Genomic DNA, 19,432 nt, shown 5'->3' with positions numbered 1-19,432 from the left:
TCCATGGATTCTCGAGGCCCGTCCCAGCATGGTGATTTACCGGACGACATCGCCCGCGACAGTCGGGGCAGGCCCATCCTTGACCGGTTCGGGCGGCCCGTACGACGGCGTCGGCCCAGTCGCGGGTCGTCTCGCCCACGACCGGAGTCCGGTCGCCACACGCGCGGGAGCGAACCGCCGCGCGGCTCGCTCCCGGATCGATCCGTTCCTTCGCCCCGTCGGGACCCCGCAGAGACCAGGTACACGCCGCGGACACCGGAGCGCGCTTCGTACGCACGACCGACCCCTCCCCCGGGGCGCCCCATCCAGTACCGTCCGGAGGCCCGGCCGGCCCCAGCGTATCGTCGTGAGGCCCCGGTTCCACCACCTACCCAGCCCCCCGTGCGCCCCGAGCGGCGCGGTGGTGGTCGGCGGGACTTCGCTCCCGAACCCCGTTCCCGCCAGCCCCGACGTCGACCCGGGTGTAGCAGGGGATGCATGACGCCGTTTCTGCTCATCATCGGGATAGTCCTCACACTGACCGTCGTCATCGGGCTGTGGGCCGATGCGAAGTTGAACCGCGTCGAGGCGACCCCCGTGCAGCAGGTGGCGAAAACCGCAGGCACGAACTGGTTGCTGGTCGGCTCCGATTCCCGGCAGGGACTCACCCAGGACGAGATCGACGTCCTCGGTACGGGTGGGGACATCGGTGTGGGGCGCACGGACACGATCATGCTGCTCCATTACGGTCGCGGATCAAAGCCGACGCTCGTCTCCATTCCCCGTGACTCGTATGTCAACGTCCCGGGCTACGGGATGAACAAGATCAACTCGGCGTTCACGTTCGGTGGCCCGCAGTTGCTCACTGAGACTGTCGAGCAGGCGACCGGGTTGCGGATCGACCACTACGCGGAGATCGGGTTCGGTGGTTTCGCCGGTCTCGTCGACGCGGTCGGTGGGGTCGAAATGTGCGTCACCGAGGCCATCAACGATCCGCTGGCGAATATCAACCTTCCCGCCGGGTGCCAGAATCTGAATGGCCCCGAGGCTCTCGGTTACGTCCGTAGCCGCGCGTTCGCGATGGGCGACCTGGACCGGGTTTCCCACCAGCGGGAATTCTTCTCCGCGCTGATGGAGAAAGCTACGAATCCGACGACACTGCTCAATCCGTTCCGTCTGGGGCCACTGATCAGTCGCGCGAGTGGCACGTTCACGGTCGGCACCGGTGACCACATCTGGAACCTGGCCCGTCTGGCCCTGGCGATGCGCTCGGGTGTCGTCACCGAAACAGTTCCGGTCGGGGGTTTCCAGGACACCGCGGTGGGCAACGTCGTGCTGTGGGATGACGCCGCCGCGCGATCCCTGTTCGGTTCGCTCCGGTAAATCCGCAGGTACAGTGCCCTAAGGAGAAGGGCACGACCACCGGGGAGCGGGGTCGTGCCCTGACGCCTGTGTCCGGATCGCCCTACCGGATGGTGACCTGGCGGGACTTGATGTTGTCGAGCTGCTTGCGCTCGTCGGCGGTGAGCTCGGCGTCGTTGGCGAGCCCCCGGTTGATCTTCTTGTCCAGTGCCTCGAGCGGCTTGACGAACTCGGCCGGGGCGGTTTCCCGGGGAAGGTCGAACACCGGCACGGCGAGACCGTGGGTGCGGAAGACACCGGCGAACCTCGTCCCCTCGCCGAGGGTCAACTCGCCGGCCGCAGCGATGCGGGCGAGGGCCGCGATGAGCTTGTCCTCGTTCTCGAGGCGGACCCACCGGACGTGGGCTTTCTCGCCCGGGTCGATCCACCAGATCGTGCCCTCGACGTCAGCGCCGATCTCCTCCGACGGCATGACCGCTGCGTTGGCTTGCTGGATGCCCTGCTGCATCATCGGGTCCAGTGCCGCGCCATCGGCGAGCCACCAGTCGAAGGTGTCGTGCGCCGTCGCGTCCAAGGTGGCCGCGGGATCGATCAGTTCCTTGATGTCGGGCTGGTTGCCGTCGGCGACCGTCGACTCGAGGGTCTGTCCGCTCTCGGCGTCCTTCACCCAGTTGATCGCGTAGGCGAGGTCCCGGCCGGGGTTGTGGCTGTGTGCCTGCACCTGGAGCGCCACGAGGCGCTCGATGCCTCCGTCGGCGTCCTCGCGGACGACGGCGGCCACGGCGCCGGGGAGGACGGTGCAGAGGGTGATGGGCTCATCGAGCCCCGTCACCGTGAGCTTGGCGGTAGCCGAGGGAACGAATTCCTGCAGGGCCACCAGGTCCGCCTCCATGGCGAGACCGTCATAGGGACGGGGATCCCGGTCGAGTGCGGCGCGTTCGGCGGCGCGGGCAGCGAGCTTCGCCTGGCGACGGCTCATGCCCTCGGGCAGATTTTCATTCTTCTTCTTTTTGGCCATGCCTAGAAGATACCCCCAGTGACCCGACCCGGATGCTACCGCCCGAGAACCCGCCGCGCTGTTCCGGGGCGATTGGTGGCCATCCAGCGCACACCGTGACTTGCGGCCCATGCCATATCGGCCGGGTCGTCCACGGTCCACATGTACCCGGGGAGCCCGCGGTATCTGATCCGCGAGGGTTTTTCTCTCGCTCTGCCCACGGAAATGCCCCAGCCGGATACCGCGCCGCGGGCGTGCACCACGGGGTCGTAGACGGGGCACCGGTCCCGGCGGAGATGAATCCTCGGAATCGTCGGAGCGAGTTTCCGCATCCGGAGGATGGACAGGGGGGAAAAGGAGATGATCCGGATGCGGGGATCATTGATGAGCCCGAAGTACCGCAGGCGGAGCGTCACCTGTTCCTCAAGTTCACGGCCGAAGCGCAGGGGATGCTTGGTCTCGATGAACAGTTCGCGGCCCGGATATGCGGCGATGAGTTCCAGGAGATCATCGAGCTGGACGGGCGGTTGCGGGTCTACCGGGGTGCCGAAGTTGAGTCGACGCAGCTCGGTGAGACTCATGCCCGAGACCCGGCCTGATCCGTTACTCACCCGATTCACCACCGGATCGTGGATGCACATGACGGTTCCACAGGAGCTCAGTCGCACATCGCACTCGATGCCGTCCGCGCCGAGTTCGAGTGCGGACTCGAACGCCGGCATGGTCATCTCCGGGTGGTTCTCGCAGTCACCGCGGTGCGCAATGATCCGAGTTCTGGCGGCTGACGATTGGTGAGGCACGTATTGATTCTTCCACTAGTCGGAAGGGAACGAGAAGGACCGGGGCGGGAGATCCTGAGACTCCCCACCCCGGTCCGTCTAGATGGTAGTTACGCTACCGATCAGCGGTGTGCCAGGGCACCGAGTATCGCCGAGAATCCCGGCATGGCCCCGAGAATCCCGATGAGAACGGCGATGAGTGCTCCCGCGAACGCGAGGATAGCTCCCGGCTTCATGGCGCGGTCCTCCTCCTTGTCCGGGGAGCTGGAAAGCAGGTCGCCTCCTCCGATGGAGTTTTCGCTGGAATTAAAGGTGTTGCCACTGGAGTTGTTGATGTCTCCGACGTCTACCTTGATTCCGCCACCCGGTGTGCTGCCCTGGTCATCCTTATCGGGTTGTTCCTCGCCACCGGTATTGCCCCCCTGGTTATCGCCACCACCAGTAGAATCATTTGTGTCTCCACCGCCTGCCGTGTCACTGCCATCGGTGTCACCGCCGCCGACCTGGCCCTCACCGGCCTCACCCTCGTCGTCTCCGGCTTTGTTGCCTTCCTCATCCCGGATATGGATGTAGCCGGTCGGAAGCTGATCACCGCTGTACACCTGAACCGCGGTCTTCGGTGGTGCCCACGAATCCCACGAAACCTCAACGGAACCATCATCGTTGACCTTGTCGACGATGCCCACATGCCCGAGGTTCGACTCTGCACCGAAATACGTCGTGGTCCATTCAGCATCGAAGTAGGCGATGGCACCGACTGCCGGCTCATTGTTTTTTTCGCCTGGGGCGTTCTCCCACCATTCCACCGCGTTACCCCAGCTATGGCCCGGGTCTTCCAGTCCCCGCTTGGCCATGACGTAGGCCGCGTACCGGGTGCAGTTGTGTTTTCCTCCAATGTAGTACTTGTCAGCCCAGGTATCGGTGTAAGGTCCGTAGCCCTCGACCGAAACGCAGTCATAGGAGGTCTTGTCACAGAGCGTCTCGATGGCTGCCGAGGCGGGCGCCGCCATGACAGCGAGCACTGTTCCCGCTGAGAGAAGAGAGACTCCCAGTCTCCTGCGGAGCCGCGTGGTGTTTTTCATGGTGAGGTCCTTCCGTTCGGGGCTTTCAGGTCGAATGACCCTCGCACGTTCCTTTAAGTATTATCTGCAAAACAAACACTTCGCCATAAAAAGCTCAAACAAAAGCCAGCGGGTGACCCAATAAAGGGTCACCCGCTGGCTTTTGTTTGACGCGCTAGATCTCCGATGTGAACTGGTATGTTTCAAAAACGTGCAGCAGTAGGACCGCTGCCAACGTGCACACCGCTACCGTGTCCCTGATCTCCCCACCCCCGGAAGCACCGTGGTCGGAAATCCGGAAAGCGCGTATCCTCTACTTTTCCTCGGCCGGGAAGAACTTCTCCTGGATCGCACGCAGCGTGTTCGCGGAGTTCTTGAACCGTTCCATCTCGTGTTCGGTGAGCTCCAGTTCAACAACCCGGCGAATACCACGACGGTTCACGACGGCCGGGGTACCGATGTAGATGTTCTCCTCACCGTATTCACCACGCAGCAGTGCTGCGACGGGAACCGCGACATCCTGGTTCTGGAGAACAGCGCGGCTGATACGGGCAAGCCCCATACCGATGCCGTAGGACGTCGACCCCTTGGCGTCGATGATCTTGTACGCCATGTCGCGGGTGTCCTCGAAGATCTTCTCCAGTTTGGATTCGAGTTCCGGATCCTTCTCCAGCTGCTTACGCATGGAGACACCGGCGATCGTTGCCGAGGAAAGGACGGGCAGCTCCGTGTCACCGTGCTCACCGATGATGTAGGAGTGCACCGAGGTCGGGGCGACCTCGTACAGCTCACCGAGCATGTAGCGGAAGCGGGCCGAGTCCAGGACCGTACCGGAGCCGATGACCCGGTGTGCAGGAAGACCGGAATACTTCCAGACCGCGTACGTGAGGATGTCCACGGGGTTGGATGCGACGAGGAAGATACCGTCAAAGTCATTGGCCATGACGTCATCGACGATGGACTTCATGATCTTCATGTTCTTATCAACCAGCTGCAGACGGGTCTCACCCGGCTTCTGGGCGGCGCCTGCGCAGATGACGACCATGGCTGCATCGGAACAATCCGCGTAGGTACCCTTGGTGACCTTCGTCCGAGAGGGGGCCCAGACAACGCCGTGGTTGAGGTCCATGACGTTGCCCTCAAGCTTCTTCTCATCAATATCGATGATGGCGAGGTGATCACAGATTCCCTGGTTAATGAGGGCGAAAGCGTAGGCGACTCCGACATCACCGGCGCCGATGAGAACAATCTTGTTACCGACACTGACCTTCATGGATACCTTCTCCCTGCCGGCCCCGTGGTACCGGCTCATGGGCGCCGACTGACCGGCGCAGTACATTCTTCCACGTCCCATAATGCCCGTTTATGTTGCTTCTTGTGGAAAATGTGAGGAATCTATCCCTAGAACGTGCCCGGCCACCTCCAAACACAGCATCATTGTCTTCGGTGGAGTCTCGGACACCGCACCCGATCAAGCGCTCACGGGCTCCGGGACATGCCACTTCCACAGCACTCGGACGGTCACCTTGCAGTGATTCGACACGGAGGCGGCCAGCCCCACCTCGCGTAGTACCCGGGTGAGCTCGAGACCGGTCTCGGTCTCATCCTCGGAGATACCGGTAACAGTGATAGTCAGTCGCCTCCTACGCAGTAAGCTCAGATCCCGCCAGTCGTCGGACCGGACGAGGACCGCACCGCGCATTCCGCCGGAATGTGCATGGCCTTCCAGTTGGTGAACAGTCCGGAGACGATCCCCGTTTCCCGTAGCCCAGCGAAGGCGGTGAGCAACCGGTCGGCATCCGTCGTCTGGTCTGCCCACGGCCGGTCGCTTCGCTCGTAATTGCGCCAGACGGGTCTGGCGCGGGCCTGGGGAATGTGTTCCATCGATCCTCGTGCGTCCCGGCAGTCGGGCGGGGAGTTCAGGAGCGGCTCGACGAGGTGATCGGTGGCGTCATTCACCTTGACGATGGCCCCGTTGAGGATTCGGTGCCCCAACTGATCGAGAACATCGTCGATCTCCCTGTTGTCGATAAGGTGCCGTGACTTCTCTGCTGTCCGGTCGTTCACCTAGGTGTTTCGTTCAGCTGGGTGCCCGTGGAATCGGCTCCGGATTGGCCGGGACCGGAGTCTCACCGGGTCACCGCCGCGGGACTCTATACCTGCCGGAACACAGATCCTGCTAGCGTGACGTGGCGTGGATTACAAGGCGATCATCTTCGACCTCGACGGCACTCTCATCGACCACACCGGTGCAGCTCGGGTAGCCGCCCGAACGTGGGCCCGTGAGCTCGGGTTCCACGGTGACCACACGAGCCGCTGGTTCGAGATCGAACGGCGGTGGTTCGCGGCCTACGAGCGGGGCACTGTCAGCCACCTCGAGCAGCGTCGTGGGCGCACGAGGGAGTTCACCGGTGAGCACACACTTACAGACTCCGCGTGTGACGAGCTTTTCGGACGTTTCCTATCCCTGTACCGCGAGGCGTGGACGGCTTTCCCGGACGCGGAACCCGCGCTCCGGCGGGCGCTGGGAAGCGGCGCCCGGGTCGCCATCCTCACCAACAGTGTGGCTGAGGTGCAGTCTGCGAAGCTCCAACGCACCGGCCTAGACCTCCCGGGGGTTCGGTTGCTCGCGTCGGGCGACCTGGGCGTCGCCAAGCCTCGGCCGGAGTGCTACCGGAAGGCCCTCGAACTCCTTGATGTCACCCCGGGTGAGACGGTGATGATCGGCGACAGTTTCGCGAACGACGTGGCCGGCCCCAGGCGGGTTGGCATGACGGCGGTCTGGCTGAATCGCGACGGGCTGGCGGCCATCGACGGCGAGAACGGCCTGTCCTCCTTGGCCGGCTTCCCACACCTCTGACTGCGTTGTCGCTACTCCGGCAGGCCGCAGGCGACCCCAGTGGAGTGGTGGGGGCAATAGCCCCCGGGATTCTTGTGCAGGTACTGCTGGTGGTAGTCCTCGGCGCGGTAGTAGTCCCCGGCGGGTGTCTCCGCGAGCGGGAGGATTTCGGTGGTGACGGGTCCATAGCCGGCGCCGGAGAGCCGGTCACCGTAGTCTGCGACCATCGCGCGGATGACATCAGCATCAGCGCGGGCGGCGTCATCGGAGTCACCCGTGGTGTAGAAGGCGGACCGGTACTGGGTTCCCACGTCATTTCCCTGGCGGAAACCCTGGGTGGGGTCGTGTGCCTCGAGGGCGGTGGCGACGATCTGCGGCAGCGACACCCGGGCCGGATCGAACACTACTTCGACAACCTCCGTATGCCCCGTACGACCGGTACAGACCTCTCGGTAGGTGGGGTTGGGAGTGTAGCCGCCTGCGTAACCGACGGAGGTTGATTCCACGCCGTCGAGTTCCCAGAAGATCTTCTCGGCACCCCAGAAACAGCCGATCCCGATGAGGACGCTCGCCTGCCCGTCCCGCCAGGGTCCCGTGACCGGGGTATCGAGAACCGCATGCGGCTGCGGCTGATCCAGGACCGGGTGCCTGCCCCCTTTGAGCGCATTTGCTGCGGTGACCATCTCCGGCTCGCGGCCTATCAACCATCCCATGTCGGGTTCCTTTCTCGGCGCATCCTCGTGACAACCACCTTAGGCGGTGGAACGAGGGGATGACGCCCCCACAGAATTACCCCTACCCGGGGGAATTAGCGCTTAGCGGCAGGCGACAGGCCCGGGAAGCAATGTTCGCCCGAACGTACTTATAACAATTTCGTGCTAGATGTGTGACGTTATTCTGTCTTGACCTATCATGGGGGACCACGGCGCGGCCTGTTCCGCGCTCCGTCTCATACGAAAGGATTTTCACATGACCACTTACTACGAGCTCCCCGAGCTGGATTACGCCTACGATGCCCTTGAGCCGCATATCGCTGCCGAGATCATGGAGTTGCATCACTCCAAGCATCACGCCAACTACGTCAAAGGCGCCAACGCAGCCATGGAGGCGCTCGCCAAGGCCCGCGAGAACGGCACCATCGGCGACGAGGTCACCGCCCTGTCGAAGAACCTCGCCTTCAACCTCGGTGGCCACACCAACCATTCCATCTTTTGGAAGAATCTCTCCCCCAACGGTGGCGGCGAGCCCACCGGTGAACTGGCCGAGGCCATTGAGCGGGACTTCGGCTCCTTCGAGAAGTTCAAAGAGCACTTCTCCGGTGCCGCGCTGGGCTTGCAGGGCTCCGGTTGGGCGGTCCTGGGTTACGACCACATCGGCGGCCGGCTCATCATCGAGCAGCTGACCGACCAGCAGGGCAACATCTCCGCCAACCTGACCCCGCTGCTCATGCTGGATATGTGGGAGCACGCCTTCTACCTCCAGTACAAGAACGTCAAGGCCGACTACGTCAAGGCCGTGTGGAACGTCTTCAACTGGGACGATGTCGCCGAGCGTTACGCCGGCGCCGCTAAGAAGTAAGGCACCACGAGATCTCACCGCTCACCGGTTTACGGTGGGCGGTTTTCTCATGCCCCACGACACCTCATGCCGCCGGTTGTTCTCAGCTACCGGACGGCTGAAACGAACTCCCGGAACCGATCCACCGGTGGCGCGGGGGATGCCGCGGCCCGCCAGACCAACCCAAGTTCCCGGTGCGCCGGCGGGTCCAGTGGGCGGAGCAGCAGACCAGCGGGCGCAAGGTAGGGATCGTTCATCGGGAGCAACGCCACCCCGAACCCTGCACTGACCAGTCCGGCGACGGTACTGAGCTCCATCGACTCGAACACGACATTCGGCCGAAAACCCGCCCCGTCGGTCAATTCCTCGAGCAACTGCCGGGTACCGTAGCCGGCACGCATCCCGATGAAGGGCTCATCCGCGACGGCCACCAGCGGCAGCGGTCCCGCATCCGATGCGAGTCGGTGTCCCTCGGGGACGGCGAGCGCGAGTGGTTGGCGGTGCAGGCGAAGCCAACCGAGCGCGGCTCCACCACCACGGCTTTCCTCCGGTCGAGGTCCGACGAGCGCGAGGTCAGCTTCATCCCGGAGCACCCGTTCCACGAGCTGCCGGGCGGCCCCCTGATGGAGTTCGAACTGCACACCCGCGTGTTCCGCGCGGTAGGCCCGCAGGAGGCCGGGCACGAGCCAGGTCCCGAGGGAGTGCATGAAGTCGATGCGCACGGTGCCGCGTTCGGGGTCCATGAGACGCTCCATGTCCGTCCGTGCGGCGGCGAACCCGGCACTGATCCGCCGTGCGTGATCGAGGAACGCCCGACCGCGGGTGTTGAGCGTCAACGACCGCCCGGCGCGGTCGAAGAGCGTGGTGCCGAGGTTCTTCTCCAGCCGGGCGATCCTCCGGGAGAGCGTCGGCTGGGGAATTCCGAGGTTCTCCGCGGTGGCTGTGAGATGACCGGAATCCGCGAGCCGGATGAACGCGTCGACGTCATCGAGCCGTGGTGAGGAACGGCGTGGCACCACCAACTCCTTCCATGCGTTTTGTGCATCGTTTTCCTATTTTATCCATATTTTACTAATTATCTCGTGCACGGCACGATAGACGCCATGAGCACCACCTCCCCCGCCGATGCCAACGCCTCCGCCGATCTGCCAGAGGGGCTACGCCGCGGCGACGCCGACTACCGGCGAGCCGTCCTGGCGATGCTCGCCGCGGGACTCGCCACCTTCAACGCCCTCTACTGCACGCAGGCGATGTTGCCCACGCTCACCACCGAGCTCGGAATCACGCCCACCCAGTCCGCGCTGACCGTGTCGGCGACGACGGGCGCACTGGCACTGGCGATCGTTCCCGCTTCGATCCTCTCCGAACGATTCGGCCGGGGACGGGTCCTGATCGCCTCGGTGATCGCCGCCGTCGCTCTGGGGGCGCTGCTTCCCTTCGCCCCGGGGATCTGGTGGCTGATCGCAGGCCGTGGGCTGCAGGGCGCACTCCTGGCGGGTGTTCCCGCGGTTGCGATGACCTGGCTGTCGGAGGAACTCCACCCCGAGTACCTGCCCCGCGCGATGGGCGTCTACGTCGCGGGAACATCCCTCGGCGGACTCATCGGCCGGATCGTGCCCGCCGGGGTCCTCGAATTCGCGTCGTGGCGGTGGGCGCTCGGCGCCGATGCGCTGGTCGCTGCACTGTTCGTGCTCGTGATCCTGCGGATGCTGCCAGCCCAGCGGCGGTTCACCCGGAAGGAGCTCCACCTCCGCAGTGAGTTCGCGGCGATGGTCGGCCATTGGCGCAATCCCCGGCTGGCCGCGCTGTTCGTCACCGCGTTCCTCGTCATGGGCGTGTTCGTGTCGTTCTACAACTACCTGGGCTTCCGAATGATCGACCGCTTCGGCCTGTCCGAGGCATTGGTCGGGGCCCTGTTCGTGCTGTATCTGTCGGGGACGTGGGCCTCCGCGCGGGCGGGCGCCTGGGCGGCCCGCTTCGGGCCGGGCAAGGTACTCGTCGCGATGGTCCTCATCGCACTGGCGGGCATCGGAATGGCAGTCTCCAACAACCTGGCGATCACCGTCCTCGGGACCCTGCTGTTCACCGCCGCGTTCTTCGCGGTGCATTCCACCGCCTCCGGGTGGATCGGCCGACTGGCCACCTCCGACCGTGCCGAAGCGTCAAGTATGTACTTGTTCTGCTACTACCTCGGGTCCTCGCTGGTGGGCTGGTTCTCCGGAACGGTCCTGGTCCGCGCCGGATGGTCGGGGCTCATCGTCTGGCTGCTCGCACTCCTCGTGGTGCAGCTGCTCATCGCCATCGCCCTCACCTGGGACCGGCTCCGCCGCCACGCGGCACGGAGGCGGGGTTAACCTGGCGGTATGCCCACAGCACTCGCCGACGCCCCGGAGGGACCGCCCGCCTGGTCGCGACGCCAATGGATGGTGCGCGCCAACGCTCCCGTCGCCTGCTGGCTGCTGCTCCTGATTGTCGCAGCCGTGTCCACCACGACCGGCCGGGTGGGGACCTGGATCCCGGTGCACATCCTCGGGATCGGGGTGATCACGACCTCAATCATGGTGTGGTCCCAGTACTTCACGGCGCGGTTCACCGGGATCCGCCCCACCCGCGCGCACCAGCTCCGCCAGCTGTACCGGATCGGTGCCGTGAACGCCGGTACCGCGCTACTGCTCGCGGGCCAGCTCCCGGCAACCGCGTCCCACAGGCTGTCTCTGCTCGGTGCGGGGTTGGTCGCCGCCGGGGCCGTGCTCCACGGATTCTCCCTTGCCGCGCAGTACCACGCCGCGGAGCGGACCCGGCGGTTCCTGCCCATCGTCGGGGTGTACGTGCTCGCCACGGTCTGCCTGCTGGGCGGAATCACCGCGGGCACGCTCCTGATCATCGGGGTACCCGGCGCATGGGTCCCGCGGCTGTACACCGCCCATCTGCTACTGAACCTCCCGGGGTTCGTCGGGCTAGCCGCATTCGGCTCACTCACGCTCATGTTTCCCGCGGTCTGGCGGACCCGCGGTGGCGACGATCGCACGGTCTCTGCCGCGGTCATACTGGGCTGCGGCCTGGCCACGTCCGTCACCGGAGCACTGGCCGGAGCCGCACCGGTCCTGGGCGCAGGCCTGGTGGTCTACGCCGCCGGGTGGGGTGTCGCCGCTCTACCGTGGCTGGGGAACGTCCGGGACGTTCTCGCGGATCCGCGGGACCGGCTCACGTTCGCCGCGTTCGCCGTCGTCGCCGCCCCGCTGTGGTTGATCGTCGGTGTTCTCACCGCAGCCGCCGATGCTCTGCGTGGGGGAGATGTCGCGGTCTCCCTGCCGGTGTTGCCGCTGCTCGTCGGCTTCGGCGCACAGCTGCTGATCGGGGTGCTGAGTTTCCTGGTCCCCTCCGTCATCGGCGGTGGGCCGGCCGCCGTCCGGCGGGGCATGGGTCTGCTCGACACCCTGGGGCTGCTGCGGTCCACGCTGCTCAACGGTGCGCTGGCGCTTCTCCAGCTCCCTCTCCCCCGGGACCCTGGACCTGTCCCCGCCGCATTCATCGCGCTGAGCCTCGGGGCGTTCCTCCCGCTCACCGTCACCGCCGTGGTGGTACAGCGGCACCGGCCGCAGGAGGCGCACGAACCGGGGACACCGGCGACCGCCACCGGCAGGCATCGGCCGGCGTACGCTCAGGTCGTCGTGGGGCTGATCGTTCTCGGTGCACTCACCGCATTGATTCTGACGGGCGTGTTCGGGGCATGAGGAGCGGGGCACCCGGCGCGCCGGCGGCCAGCCAGGACCGTACGACGGACGTCGCCCGACAGTCGTCACCGTTGTAGCTGAGCAACCGCCGCCTGGCGTCCGCCACCGCGTCGGGGGCGGCGTCCGTGTGCCCCGCGGCGATCCGGTACACATCCACACTCGCCTCACCGTCGAGGTCCGCCTCGCCCCAGGTGAATCCCGCCTGGGGGGCCACCGTCTTCAGACCGAGGCCGCGGGGACCGATGAGCTGGGCACGAACCGCCGCAAATACGTCCACCCATTCCTCCGAGGAGATGAATGCGCCGATCTCCTCCTCGGAGGGAACGCGGTGCCCCGCCGCGCTCACGTGTCCGCCGAACCTGCGGGCGCTACTGGTCAACCAGTGGTTCTCCCCGTGTCGGGCATAGCAGAACGCGGCGAAACTGAGGCCTCGGGAGTGGGCGTCGTCACGCACGGAACACAGCCAGGCCCAGAATCCCGCGAAGGTGTCGGCCTCCGCGGTGGTCCCCAGGCCGCCCCAGGTGACGAAGGGGTGGTAGTCGCTCCCGTCAAACGCACCCCAGAGATAGGCGCCCTGGTCGAGATAGGCCTCCACGTCGATGTCGATCTCCACGTCGAACCGGGGTGTGGTCACCCGTTCCACGCGGCGCAGCACCGGGATCCGTGCCCGCCACGCTGCGGCGAGGGCGGAGGCTTCCCCGAGGTTCGCGTCCATCAGCTCACCCACGGTGTCGATCCCACGCAGCCGATACTGCTCCGCGCGGTCCCCTGGGAACAGCAGCGAGATATCGTCCGCAGCGGTCAGTCGCGGGCCACAGTCGAACCAGAAACGACACTCGCTGCACTCCTTCAACCGTCGCGGTCGATCGGGCAGGGACGCGGCGAGGGCGGTCGACAGCGCCGGCTGGTAGTTACCGGTATCCACCAGGAACGCCAGCTCCCGGTCCTGCCCGATCGCGGCTCCGCGGCCGCTGTCAAGCCCGAACTCCGCCAGCGCCCGGGCTGCGAGGCCCAGCCGGTAACCGTCAACCGCATGGTGGCGGACTCGGTAAGCGCCGGTGGACGGGGCTCCGAGGCCCAGCCGTGCGGTTGCGATGAGCGGCTGCTGCCGCCCCTCCGCCGGGCGGGCGACGCGGTGATTGGATACGATCACCGGGAGGTAGCGTCCATCACCCTCGCGGACGAGAACGTCCGGGGTGGCCCGCCAGCGGCGTCCGTCGGAGGTTCCGGTGAACACCGCCCCGGTGATGATCGTGGCCTGCGCGGCGAGTGCCTCCAGCGTCTCAAACTCGGCGTCCTCGCCGTCACCCTCTATGTGTATCCGGCTAAACCGCTGCAGATCCCACGGTTCCGGCGCGTCGGGTAGCAGCGCGAGAACTCGGTTTCTTCCCGCCTGCGCGCGCTCGATACGCCGCACCGCGGCCTCGGTCGGTGCCTGTTCCGCGAACCGGTACCGCTGCACCGCCCGGTACCGGCAGCCGACGAGATCCGACGGTTGCAATTCGATGTCCAGCTCCACAATGACAGTCAGCTTAACCCCACCTGCGGGTAGGCTGGAAAAGAAACGACCGCGACAACGTTAACGGGAGACCAGGCAGACACCATGGGCATTTTCGAGGCGATCCGCAAAAACCGGGCCAAGACCAAAGCAGAGATCAAGGCCGCGCAGGCCCGCGCCAAGTCTGAGGTCAAGGAGACCGCGAAACTTAACCACCGCCGGTCCAAACTCCTCGCCAAGCAGGAGAAGTCACTGCTCAAGGCCGAGAAAAAGGGGCTGAAGGCGAAGCGGCGGCACGAGAAGAAGATGGCGAAGAACCAGCTGGCGCAGATCAAGCAGGGCCGGTTCAACGCGCAGAGCGTACGCCGCTACACCGCCGCCGCCCGGATGGTCGTTCCGCTGGCGCTCCCCCTCATCTACCGGGGTGTCACCCTCGCCCGGGAGCAGCTCGAGAAGCAGCAGGCCCGCCGCAACGGCGTCACCACCGAACAGCTGGCCCGCTACTCGGGCCACGGGGCACCGTTGAAGGCCCGTATCGACGGCATCCGGGACAACCTCGATTCCGCGCCCGTCGCCTCCGGTTTCCGGATCGACGCCAAGGAGCGGCTCGATGAGCTCGTCAGCGCGGTGAACAACGCCGAGTACCTGGCGCCCCAGCAACGCCGACGAAGCCACAGCACGGTCGCACGGGAGCTGGACAATCTCGCCGCTCAGATCCAGGAGCGCCTGCAGAGCCGGAGCTGAGCCCGGAACCGCGTACCGTAGGCCCCCGGCCCCCGCACCTTCCGCGGGGAGCCGGGGGCTGTCGTTTGTCCGAAATCCTGAGGCACCAATTGCCCCGTCCCGCGGAATCCGGACGGCGAAAACCACCGCTTCACCGTGACCACCAATTCATGTGCACCCACCGTTCATATTTCATTCACAGCTACCGACGCAATTTCTTAATCTCTCTCAGGAGTAACTGAGAGCACAACTAATTCTCGACGTTTGTGGTTTCGCCCGTACGGTGAGAATCGACAACGGCATACTGCTACCGGTGACATTGTGTAATTTGCTGCTTTCGTATAATCTCTATTTCAGGCGGCGGGTAACGCTGCATATCTTTACGTATCTTCTCGGCACGATCGTTCCATTTATCACCGGATCCGGGCATTTCTGTTCGGACCGGTGTCGAGAAAACCAACAGGACAGATGCGCACCTTTCCACACAGTGGGCTCCCGGAACGTATCCGAGCAGAACATGATCAGCTCTCTGTGAACTCATCGCGTACCTCACCAATGAAGGAGTCAACACTATGGCCCGACGGGAAATCACCCAGTACTTCGACGACCTGACAAAAACCCCTCTCTCCGAGGATGAACTGCACGTCGTGCACTTCTCCCTCGATGGCACGGACTACTCCGTGGACCTGAACGAGGAACACGCCAACGAGCTCCGCGAGACCCTACAGCGCTACATCGAGGTCGGCCGCAAGCAGACGACCACCGGCGGCACCCGCCAGCGTCGTCGCTCCAGCGGTGGATCCCGGAACCGCACCAAGGAGATCCGCCAGTGGGCACGCGAGAACGGCTACGAGGTCGCTGACCGCGGCAAGATCCCGGACAACATCGTCGAGGCCTTCACCGCCGCCAACTGAGGCCTTCGACACCAGCTGTCTCCGGCGTAGCGGGACAAGCAAGTAAAACGGTTGACACCGGAAGCACCGGGTCAACCGTTTTACGTTTTTGATCGATACCGAATAATGTTCACCTCCCGGTGACGGTCAGAGGACTTTCACCATTTGCCCAGCAATTCCCCAGTTTCCGCCATCCGACCACGGGACATGAGTTAGCCTCCACCAGACATACATACGGTGGAGGCTAACTCATTCTAAAACCGCTACAGAACTCCCTGTTCTCGGGCTGCGGCGACTGCGGAGGTACGCGAACGGACACCGAGTTTGTCGTAGATGTGCACAAGGTGCGATTTCACTGTCGCTTCGGAAAGAAAAAGCACTTTCCCGATCTCCCGGTTCGATGAACCCGCTGCCACCAGTTTGAGAACCTCAAGCTCCCGTGGAGTGAGTGATGTCCGGGGAGTACGAACACGCGTCATCAGACGATTCGCGACAACCGGGGACAGTGCGGAATCGCCTTCCGCCGCGGAACGCACCGCAGCCAGCAATTCAGAAGGTGGCGCATCCTTCAACAGATATCCGACGGCACCGGCCTCTATTGCACCCATGATCTCCGCGTCGGTGTCGTAGTTGGTCACCACCAGAACATTCGGTGGATTCTTCATCGTGCGCTTGATCTCCGCGGTGGCATCGGCACCGGTGGACACGAGCGTGCCCTCCGCCCCGGCGCCGAAACGCAGATCCATCAGGATAACGTCGAGACCACCGGCCTGAGCAGCCGCGATCGCCCCCTCAGCGGTCGCCACCTCACCGACGACCTCAATGTCATCGGCTTCCTCCAGCACGGCACGTAGACCCAGCCGGACAATCTCATGGTCATCAGCGAGCAAGACTCTGATCATCGTCTACTAACGTCTCTTCCCTCTATGTTCTTAACGGTTTGTTCGCGGCATATCTCTCGGGCGGCCGGGGTTATCGCCGATCACCCGCACCGCTACTGACTATTCTCCTCCGGCTTGTCACCGGGGTCATCGACCTGCGTCAGCGCCATGGCACGTCGCGCCGGAACACCTGTATCATCCTCCACCGGAATCGCGATGGACACCGCAGTTCCCTGCCCCGGCGCAGATTCAACAGTCAGCGTACCGTGTTGCTCCGCGGCACGTTGCCGCATAGCGTCCAGACCGATATGCCCCAGGCCCCGGGGCCGTTCGCCGATCGCCTCCGGGTCGAAACCGCAGCCGTCGTCGACGACGTCCAGCCGGACCTCGTCCTCACCGTAGGTCAGCGTCACATGGCACCGGCCGGCGGCGGCGTGTTTCGCGACGTTCCCCATCGCACCCTGGGCGATGCGCAGCAGTGACGCCTCCGTCCGCATCGGGAGCTGTCGTTCATCCCCCTCCACAGCGATCGTCACCTCGGTACCGACAATTCCGTTGGCGACCCGGTGCAGCGCTCCCTCGAGCGAGGTCCTGGACAATGCCGCCGGCTGCAGCGCGGCGATCATCGCCCGAGCCTCCCCCAGGTTGTCCGCGGCGGTGGTCCGCGCCTGGTCGATGCGCTTCAGGATGGTCTCGGCCTCATCATCACCGATGCCCGTCTTCTTCAATTCCTGTTCGGCCACGTAGAGCAGCATCTGGATGCTAGAGAGCCCCTGTGCCAGGGTGTCGTGGATCTCGTGGGCGATGCGCTGCCGCTCCGCGGCGATGCCTGCCGCCCGCTCGGTGTCGGCGAGCTGGGAGCGGGTCTCCAGAAGCTCCGCGATGAGCTCCTCACGCTCGGCGGAGACCTTCCACAGCGTCTTGAAGGCATAGTCAATGCCGATGGACACCAACGCGGCAACAGTGGGCCCGAGGATTGCTCCCGCCGTGAGGTGCGGCCACTGCGAAAACACCGACACCGCCGTCGCCCCGATGACCGCGATGACACCACGGACATCGTCTAACACCTGCAGGTAAAGGAAGTACAGCGGGAACACCAGGTAGATCGCCGTCGGCTGCATCGGGATGAGGAGCACCCACAGCAGAGTCAGGGCCAGCAGCCAGATCTGGTTTATCCCGCCCGACATGGTGTCCCGGAACCGCGAACCGAGAATGTAGATCCCGGAAAACGCGGCACACAGGGCCAGTGTGATGAGCAGCTGCAGCGCCTCGGACTTCACCGCGGCGAACGCCACCACGACCAACAACGCACCGGTAAGGATGTGGATACCCTGCCGGATGCTCTTCTCCCCGGGAGCACTCGAGGTGCGGTCGGCGGCTTCGGTCCCTACGCTAAGTCCCATGCGCCGTACCTTACTTGCCCTGTCCAGTCTGCTGCCGCTCATCATCCTCACCGGCTGCGGTACCGGACCCGAAGAACCGGCACCGGCGGGCGCGGCACCGACGACCGGGCCGGACGCGGTGGCTGTGCCGCCACCGAAATCCCCGGACATGCCGGTCAGCGACTCAGGGCTCACATTCGACGAGATGCCGGTCGTCCCCGGTGGCCGCGAATCCCAGACGGACTGCCCCTACCTCGACACGCAGTGGGTCGCGGATACGAACGGCCAGCGGGTGACGGGCGTCGGCGTGGATGAACGCTTCGACACCCCGGCCTGCGTCTACTGGTCCTACCCCGAAGAGCCGCAGCTGACCGTCATCGTCCGGCACATGGACTCCGTCGATGCTGCCACCGCCGTCGTCGACTGGGCGGCGCCGGTCGCCTCCACCGACCCGGCGGAGGAACCCGAGGGCTGGTCCGGCGGGCGGTTCGGCGGCAACGGACATGCCCTGTACGCGGTACAGAAAGGGACGACCGCGGTGGTGGTGTTCTCCAACCAGGAGCAGTCCATCAAACCGCAGCTCGTCGCCGAGCGGGTCATCGATCGCCTCGGGCTGGGCTAGACCGACACGTCGTTGTAGGGCATCAAGGTGGACACCCACGGGTAGACGATCTCCATCAGCAGGAGGAACACCGCCGCGAGGAGAAGCAGCGCCAGCAGGATCTTCACCGGTCGGGGGCCGGGAAGATGGCGCCAGATGAATCCGTACATGTCAGTTCTCCTCCAGCTCTGCCGGGCGGTAGTCGTCCTGCTTGGGGTCAGTACGCACGAGCATCGCGTGCACGATCATCCGTTGCGCGTTGGAGAACCTCGGATGACACGTCGTCATCGTCATCAGCCCCTCCATGTGCGGATCCGGCACAAGATCCGGGTAGCCCGGGATCGGATCGATCACCGAGACGTCGCCGGGGACCGTGATCAGTCGGCCCTCGACGCCGGCGTAGTCTCCCACCGCAACGCGCTCGACCTGCTCAGGAGTCAGGCACTCCGCAGCTTCCGCACGCCGCTGCTGACCTGTCGCGGCGTCGACGGGAAGGACACGGTAGATGTCCCACGAGTCGCGGGTCTCGACGACGACCGAGTCACAGGTACGAAGGTTCCCGAGGTCATTGAATGGGGCACCCTTACCGACGCGGTGCCCGGCGACGGCGAAGTTACCGGGCTGACCCGGCATCTGGGTGTCGGTGTACCGCCCCGGCCCTGCCAGGAGATCAGCGTCCTCCGTGCCCTCAACGATCGCGAAGTGAAAATCCGGCCCGAAGGATGGGACGTACATCCGGGCGAACGCCTCGCCCAGAGGCAGCTCCCGGCGGACCCGGGGGTTCTCCCGCGGGGTCTCTGCGTCGTCCTGTGCCCGAGCCCACTGTTGTTCGAGATTCGACGCCACTCGGTCCTGCTCGCGACTGGCCTCGATGTTCGTCCAATAGGACTCGTAGAAGGCGAACAGGAGAAGCAGCGCACCGGCCGTCAGCAACAGTTCACCGAGGAACTCGACGATGCTGAATCCACGTGACGACGTCGACTGCTGCTCCAGCAACGGGGTGGACAGACGGTGGCTCATGACCAACCATCCTAGCGCCAGTACTCCCCCGATCCGGCTGGGTGCTCCGGCCCGACGCTGGACTACGATCATGAACGGCCCTCCTGCCTGCCGAGGCAGATCCCCGACAGTACGAGGAAAAGATCA

The 19,432-nt window shown here is 64.9% G+C and carries 20 protein-coding genes; 8 read left to right on the top strand and 12 right to left on the bottom strand.

The genetic code is table 11. The features are described 5' to 3' along the window. The first annotated feature begins 3 nt into the window (after positions 1–3). Positions 4–1,362 (top strand): LCP family protein, encoded by a 1,359-nt coding sequence (locus JDV76_RS09420; RefSeq protein ID WP_198736646.1) that lies wholly within the window; start codon positions 4–6, stop codon positions 1,360–1,362. Positions 1,363–1,444: 82 nt separating this feature from the next. Here the strand turns inward: JDV76_RS09420 and JDV76_RS09415 are convergent, their stop codons facing one another. The 5 genes from JDV76_RS09415 to JDV76_RS09395 form a co-directional block, all read right to left on the bottom strand. Beyond that, on the bottom strand, positions 1,445–2,359 hold the full coding sequence (locus JDV76_RS09415) for a DUF5926 family protein (RefSeq protein ID WP_198736645.1): 915 nt from the start codon (positions 2,357–2,359) through the stop codon (positions 1,445–1,447). Positions 2,360–2,394: 35 nt separating this feature from the next. Then, entirely contained in the window at positions 2,395–3,138 is a 744-nt protein-coding gene (locus JDV76_RS09410) for a glycerophosphodiester phosphodiesterase family protein (RefSeq protein ID WP_248140926.1), read from the bottom strand. A 101-nt stretch (positions 3,139–3,239) separates the two neighbouring features. Beyond that, a complete protein-coding gene (locus tag JDV76_RS12840; RefSeq protein ID WP_198736644.1) occupies positions 3,240–4,199 on the bottom strand; it encodes a CHAP domain-containing protein in 960 nt (319 codons plus the stop codon). 292 nt (positions 4,200–4,491) lie between these two features. Then, positions 4,492–5,451, bottom strand: a complete 960-nt coding sequence (locus JDV76_RS09400; RefSeq protein ID WP_198736807.1) for an L-lactate dehydrogenase — start codon at positions 5,449–5,451, stop codon at positions 4,492–4,494. A gap of 383 nt (positions 5,452–5,834) precedes the next feature. Further along, positions 5,835–6,245, bottom strand: a complete 411-nt coding sequence (locus tag JDV76_RS09395) for a hypothetical protein (RefSeq protein WP_198736643.1) — start codon at positions 6,243–6,245, stop codon at positions 5,835–5,837. A 127-nt stretch (positions 6,246–6,372) separates the two neighbouring features. On the opposite strand from JDV76_RS09395, the gene JDV76_RS09390 reads away from it, so the two are divergent. Next, positions 6,373–7,038 carry an HAD family hydrolase gene (locus JDV76_RS09390; protein ID WP_198736642.1) on the top strand — a complete coding sequence of 222 codons (666 nt, stop codon included), beginning with the start codon at positions 6,373–6,375 and terminating at the stop codon, positions 7,036–7,038. An 11-nt stretch (positions 7,039–7,049) separates the two neighbouring features. Here JDV76_RS09390 and msrA read toward each other — a convergent pair whose 3' ends face one another. Continuing rightward, the gene (gene msrA / locus JDV76_RS09385; RefSeq protein WP_198736641.1) at positions 7,050–7,730 is read right to left on the bottom strand and encodes a peptide-methionine (S)-S-oxide reductase MsrA; all 681 of its coding nucleotides are present in this window, start codon (positions 7,728–7,730) and stop codon (positions 7,050–7,052) included. 256 nt (positions 7,731–7,986) lie between these two features. Here msrA and JDV76_RS09380 point away from each other — a divergent pair, with 256 nt between their 5' ends. Then, complete coding sequence (locus JDV76_RS09380) at positions 7,987–8,595, top strand: superoxide dismutase (protein WP_198736640.1); 609 nt, start codon at positions 7,987–7,989, stop codon at positions 8,593–8,595. Positions 8,596–8,681: 86 nt separating this feature from the next. On the opposite strand, the gene JDV76_RS09375 is transcribed toward JDV76_RS09380, so the two are convergent. Continuing rightward, complete coding sequence (locus tag JDV76_RS09375; protein ID WP_248140924.1) at positions 8,682–9,590, bottom strand: LysR family transcriptional regulator; 909 nt, start codon at positions 9,588–9,590, stop codon at positions 8,682–8,684. Positions 9,591–9,677: 87 nt separating this feature from the next. Here JDV76_RS09375 and JDV76_RS09370 point away from each other — a divergent pair, with 87 nt between their 5' ends. Together JDV76_RS09370 and JDV76_RS09365 are read left to right on the top strand one after the other, a co-directional pair. Beyond that, complete coding sequence (locus JDV76_RS09370; RefSeq protein ID WP_198736638.1) at positions 9,678–10,928, top strand: MFS transporter; 1,251 nt, start codon at positions 9,678–9,680, stop codon at positions 10,926–10,928. A gap of 9 nt (positions 10,929–10,937) precedes the next feature. Then, on the top strand, positions 10,938–12,308 hold the full coding sequence (locus tag JDV76_RS09365) for a hypothetical protein (protein ID WP_198736637.1): 1,371 nt from the start codon (positions 10,938–10,940) through the stop codon (positions 12,306–12,308). Here the strand turns inward: JDV76_RS09365 and JDV76_RS09360 are convergent. Next, positions 12,271–13,827 carry a ribonuclease H-like domain-containing protein gene (locus tag JDV76_RS09360; protein WP_198736636.1) on the bottom strand — a complete coding sequence of 519 codons (1,557 nt, stop codon included), beginning with the start codon at positions 13,825–13,827 and terminating at the stop codon, positions 12,271–12,273. The genes JDV76_RS09365 and JDV76_RS09360 overlap by 38 nt on opposite strands. Before the next feature lie 84 nt (positions 13,828–13,911). On the opposite strand from JDV76_RS09360, the gene JDV76_RS09355 reads away from it, so the two are divergent. Both JDV76_RS09355 and JDV76_RS09350 read left to right on the top strand, forming a co-directional pair. Beyond that, positions 13,912–14,550, top strand: coding sequence for a DUF6474 family protein (locus tag JDV76_RS09355; protein WP_198736635.1), 639 nt, complete (start codon positions 13,912–13,914; stop codon positions 14,548–14,550). A gap of 551 nt (positions 14,551–15,101) precedes the next feature. Further along, complete coding sequence (locus JDV76_RS09350; RefSeq protein ID WP_198736634.1) at positions 15,102–15,443, top strand: histone-like nucleoid-structuring protein Lsr2; 342 nt, start codon at positions 15,102–15,104, stop codon at positions 15,441–15,443. Positions 15,444–15,685: 242 nt separating this feature from the next. Here JDV76_RS09350 and JDV76_RS09345 read toward each other — a convergent pair whose 3' ends face one another. Beyond that, positions 15,686–16,324 (bottom strand): LuxR C-terminal-related transcriptional regulator, encoded by a 639-nt coding sequence (locus JDV76_RS09345; RefSeq protein WP_198736633.1) that lies wholly within the window; start codon positions 16,322–16,324, stop codon positions 15,686–15,688. Between the two features lie 92 nt (positions 16,325–16,416). After that, positions 16,417–17,706 (bottom strand): sensor histidine kinase, encoded by a 1,290-nt coding sequence (locus tag JDV76_RS09340; protein ID WP_272487629.1) that lies wholly within the window; start codon positions 17,704–17,706, stop codon positions 16,417–16,419. On the opposite strand from JDV76_RS09340, the gene JDV76_RS09335 reads away from it, so the two are divergent. Further along, on the top strand, positions 17,705–18,307 hold the full coding sequence (locus JDV76_RS09335; RefSeq protein ID WP_272487628.1) for a DUF2020 domain-containing protein: 603 nt from the start codon (positions 17,705–17,707) through the stop codon (positions 18,305–18,307). The genes JDV76_RS09340 and JDV76_RS09335 overlap by 2 nt on opposite strands. Here JDV76_RS09335 and JDV76_RS09330 read toward each other — a convergent pair. Then, a complete protein-coding gene (locus tag JDV76_RS09330) occupies positions 18,304–18,456 on the bottom strand; it encodes a hypothetical protein (RefSeq protein ID WP_198736630.1) in 153 nt (50 codons plus the stop codon). The two genes, JDV76_RS09335 and JDV76_RS09330, sit on opposite strands and share 4 nt — an antisense overlap. Position 18,457: 1 nt before the next feature. Further along, positions 18,458–19,306, bottom strand: coding sequence for a class E sortase (locus tag JDV76_RS09325; RefSeq protein ID WP_198736806.1), 849 nt, complete (start codon positions 19,304–19,306; stop codon positions 18,458–18,460). Between the last annotated feature and the right edge of the window lie 126 nt (positions 19,307–19,432).

The sequence above is a fragment of the Corynebacterium marambiense genome, assembly GCF_016342275.1.
GTDB classification, from domain to species: Bacteria; Actinomycetota; Actinomycetes; order Mycobacteriales; family Mycobacteriaceae; genus Corynebacterium; species Corynebacterium marambiense.
The sequence above is the reverse complement of the archived record's forward strand: the minus strand, read 5'-3'. Positions and strand labels throughout refer to the sequence as shown.

Coding starts and splice junctions, on each gene's coding strand:
- JDV76_RS09420 (WP_198736646.1), top strand. CDS start 4: ATGGATTCTCGAGGCCCGTCCCAGCATGGTGATTTACCGGACGACATC.
- JDV76_RS09415 (WP_198736645.1), bottom strand. CDS start 2,359: ATGGCCAAAAAGAAGAAGAATGAAAATCTGCCCGAGGGCATGAGCCGT.
- JDV76_RS09330 (WP_198736630.1), bottom strand. CDS start 18,456: ATGTACGGATTCATCTGGCGCCATCTTCCCGGCCCCCGACCGGTGAAG.
- JDV76_RS12840 (WP_198736644.1), bottom strand. CDS start 4,199: ATGAAAAACACCACGCGGCTCCGCAGGAGACTGGGAGTCTCTCTTCTC.
- msrA (WP_198736641.1), bottom strand. CDS start 7,730: ATGGGATGGTTGATAGGCCGCGAGCCGGAGATGGTCACCGCAGCAAAT.
- JDV76_RS09370 (WP_198736638.1), top strand. CDS start 9,678: ATGAGCACCACCTCCCCCGCCGATGCCAACGCCTCCGCCGATCTGCCA.
- JDV76_RS09380 (WP_198736640.1), top strand. CDS start 7,987: ATGACCACTTACTACGAGCTCCCCGAGCTGGATTACGCCTACGATGCC.
- JDV76_RS09340 (WP_272487629.1), bottom strand. CDS start 17,706: ATGGGACTTAGCGTAGGGACCGAAGCCGCCGACCGCACCTCGAGTGCT.
- JDV76_RS09350 (WP_198736634.1), top strand. CDS start 15,102: ATGGCCCGACGGGAAATCACCCAGTACTTCGACGACCTGACAAAAACC.
- JDV76_RS09355 (WP_198736635.1), top strand. CDS start 13,912: ATGGGCATTTTCGAGGCGATCCGCAAAAACCGGGCCAAGACCAAAGCA.
- JDV76_RS09345 (WP_198736633.1), bottom strand. CDS start 16,324: ATGATCAGAGTCTTGCTCGCTGATGACCATGAGATTGTCCGGCTGGGT.
- JDV76_RS09325 (WP_198736806.1), bottom strand. CDS start 19,306: ATGAGCCACCGTCTGTCCACCCCGTTGCTGGAGCAGCAGTCGACGTCG.
- JDV76_RS09400 (WP_198736807.1), bottom strand. CDS start 5,451: ATGAAGGTCAGTGTCGGTAACAAGATTGTTCTCATCGGCGCCGGTGAT.
- JDV76_RS09365 (WP_198736637.1), top strand. CDS start 10,938: ATGCCCACAGCACTCGCCGACGCCCCGGAGGGACCGCCCGCCTGGTCG.
- JDV76_RS09335 (WP_272487628.1), top strand. CDS start 17,705: ATGCGCCGTACCTTACTTGCCCTGTCCAGTCTGCTGCCGCTCATCATC.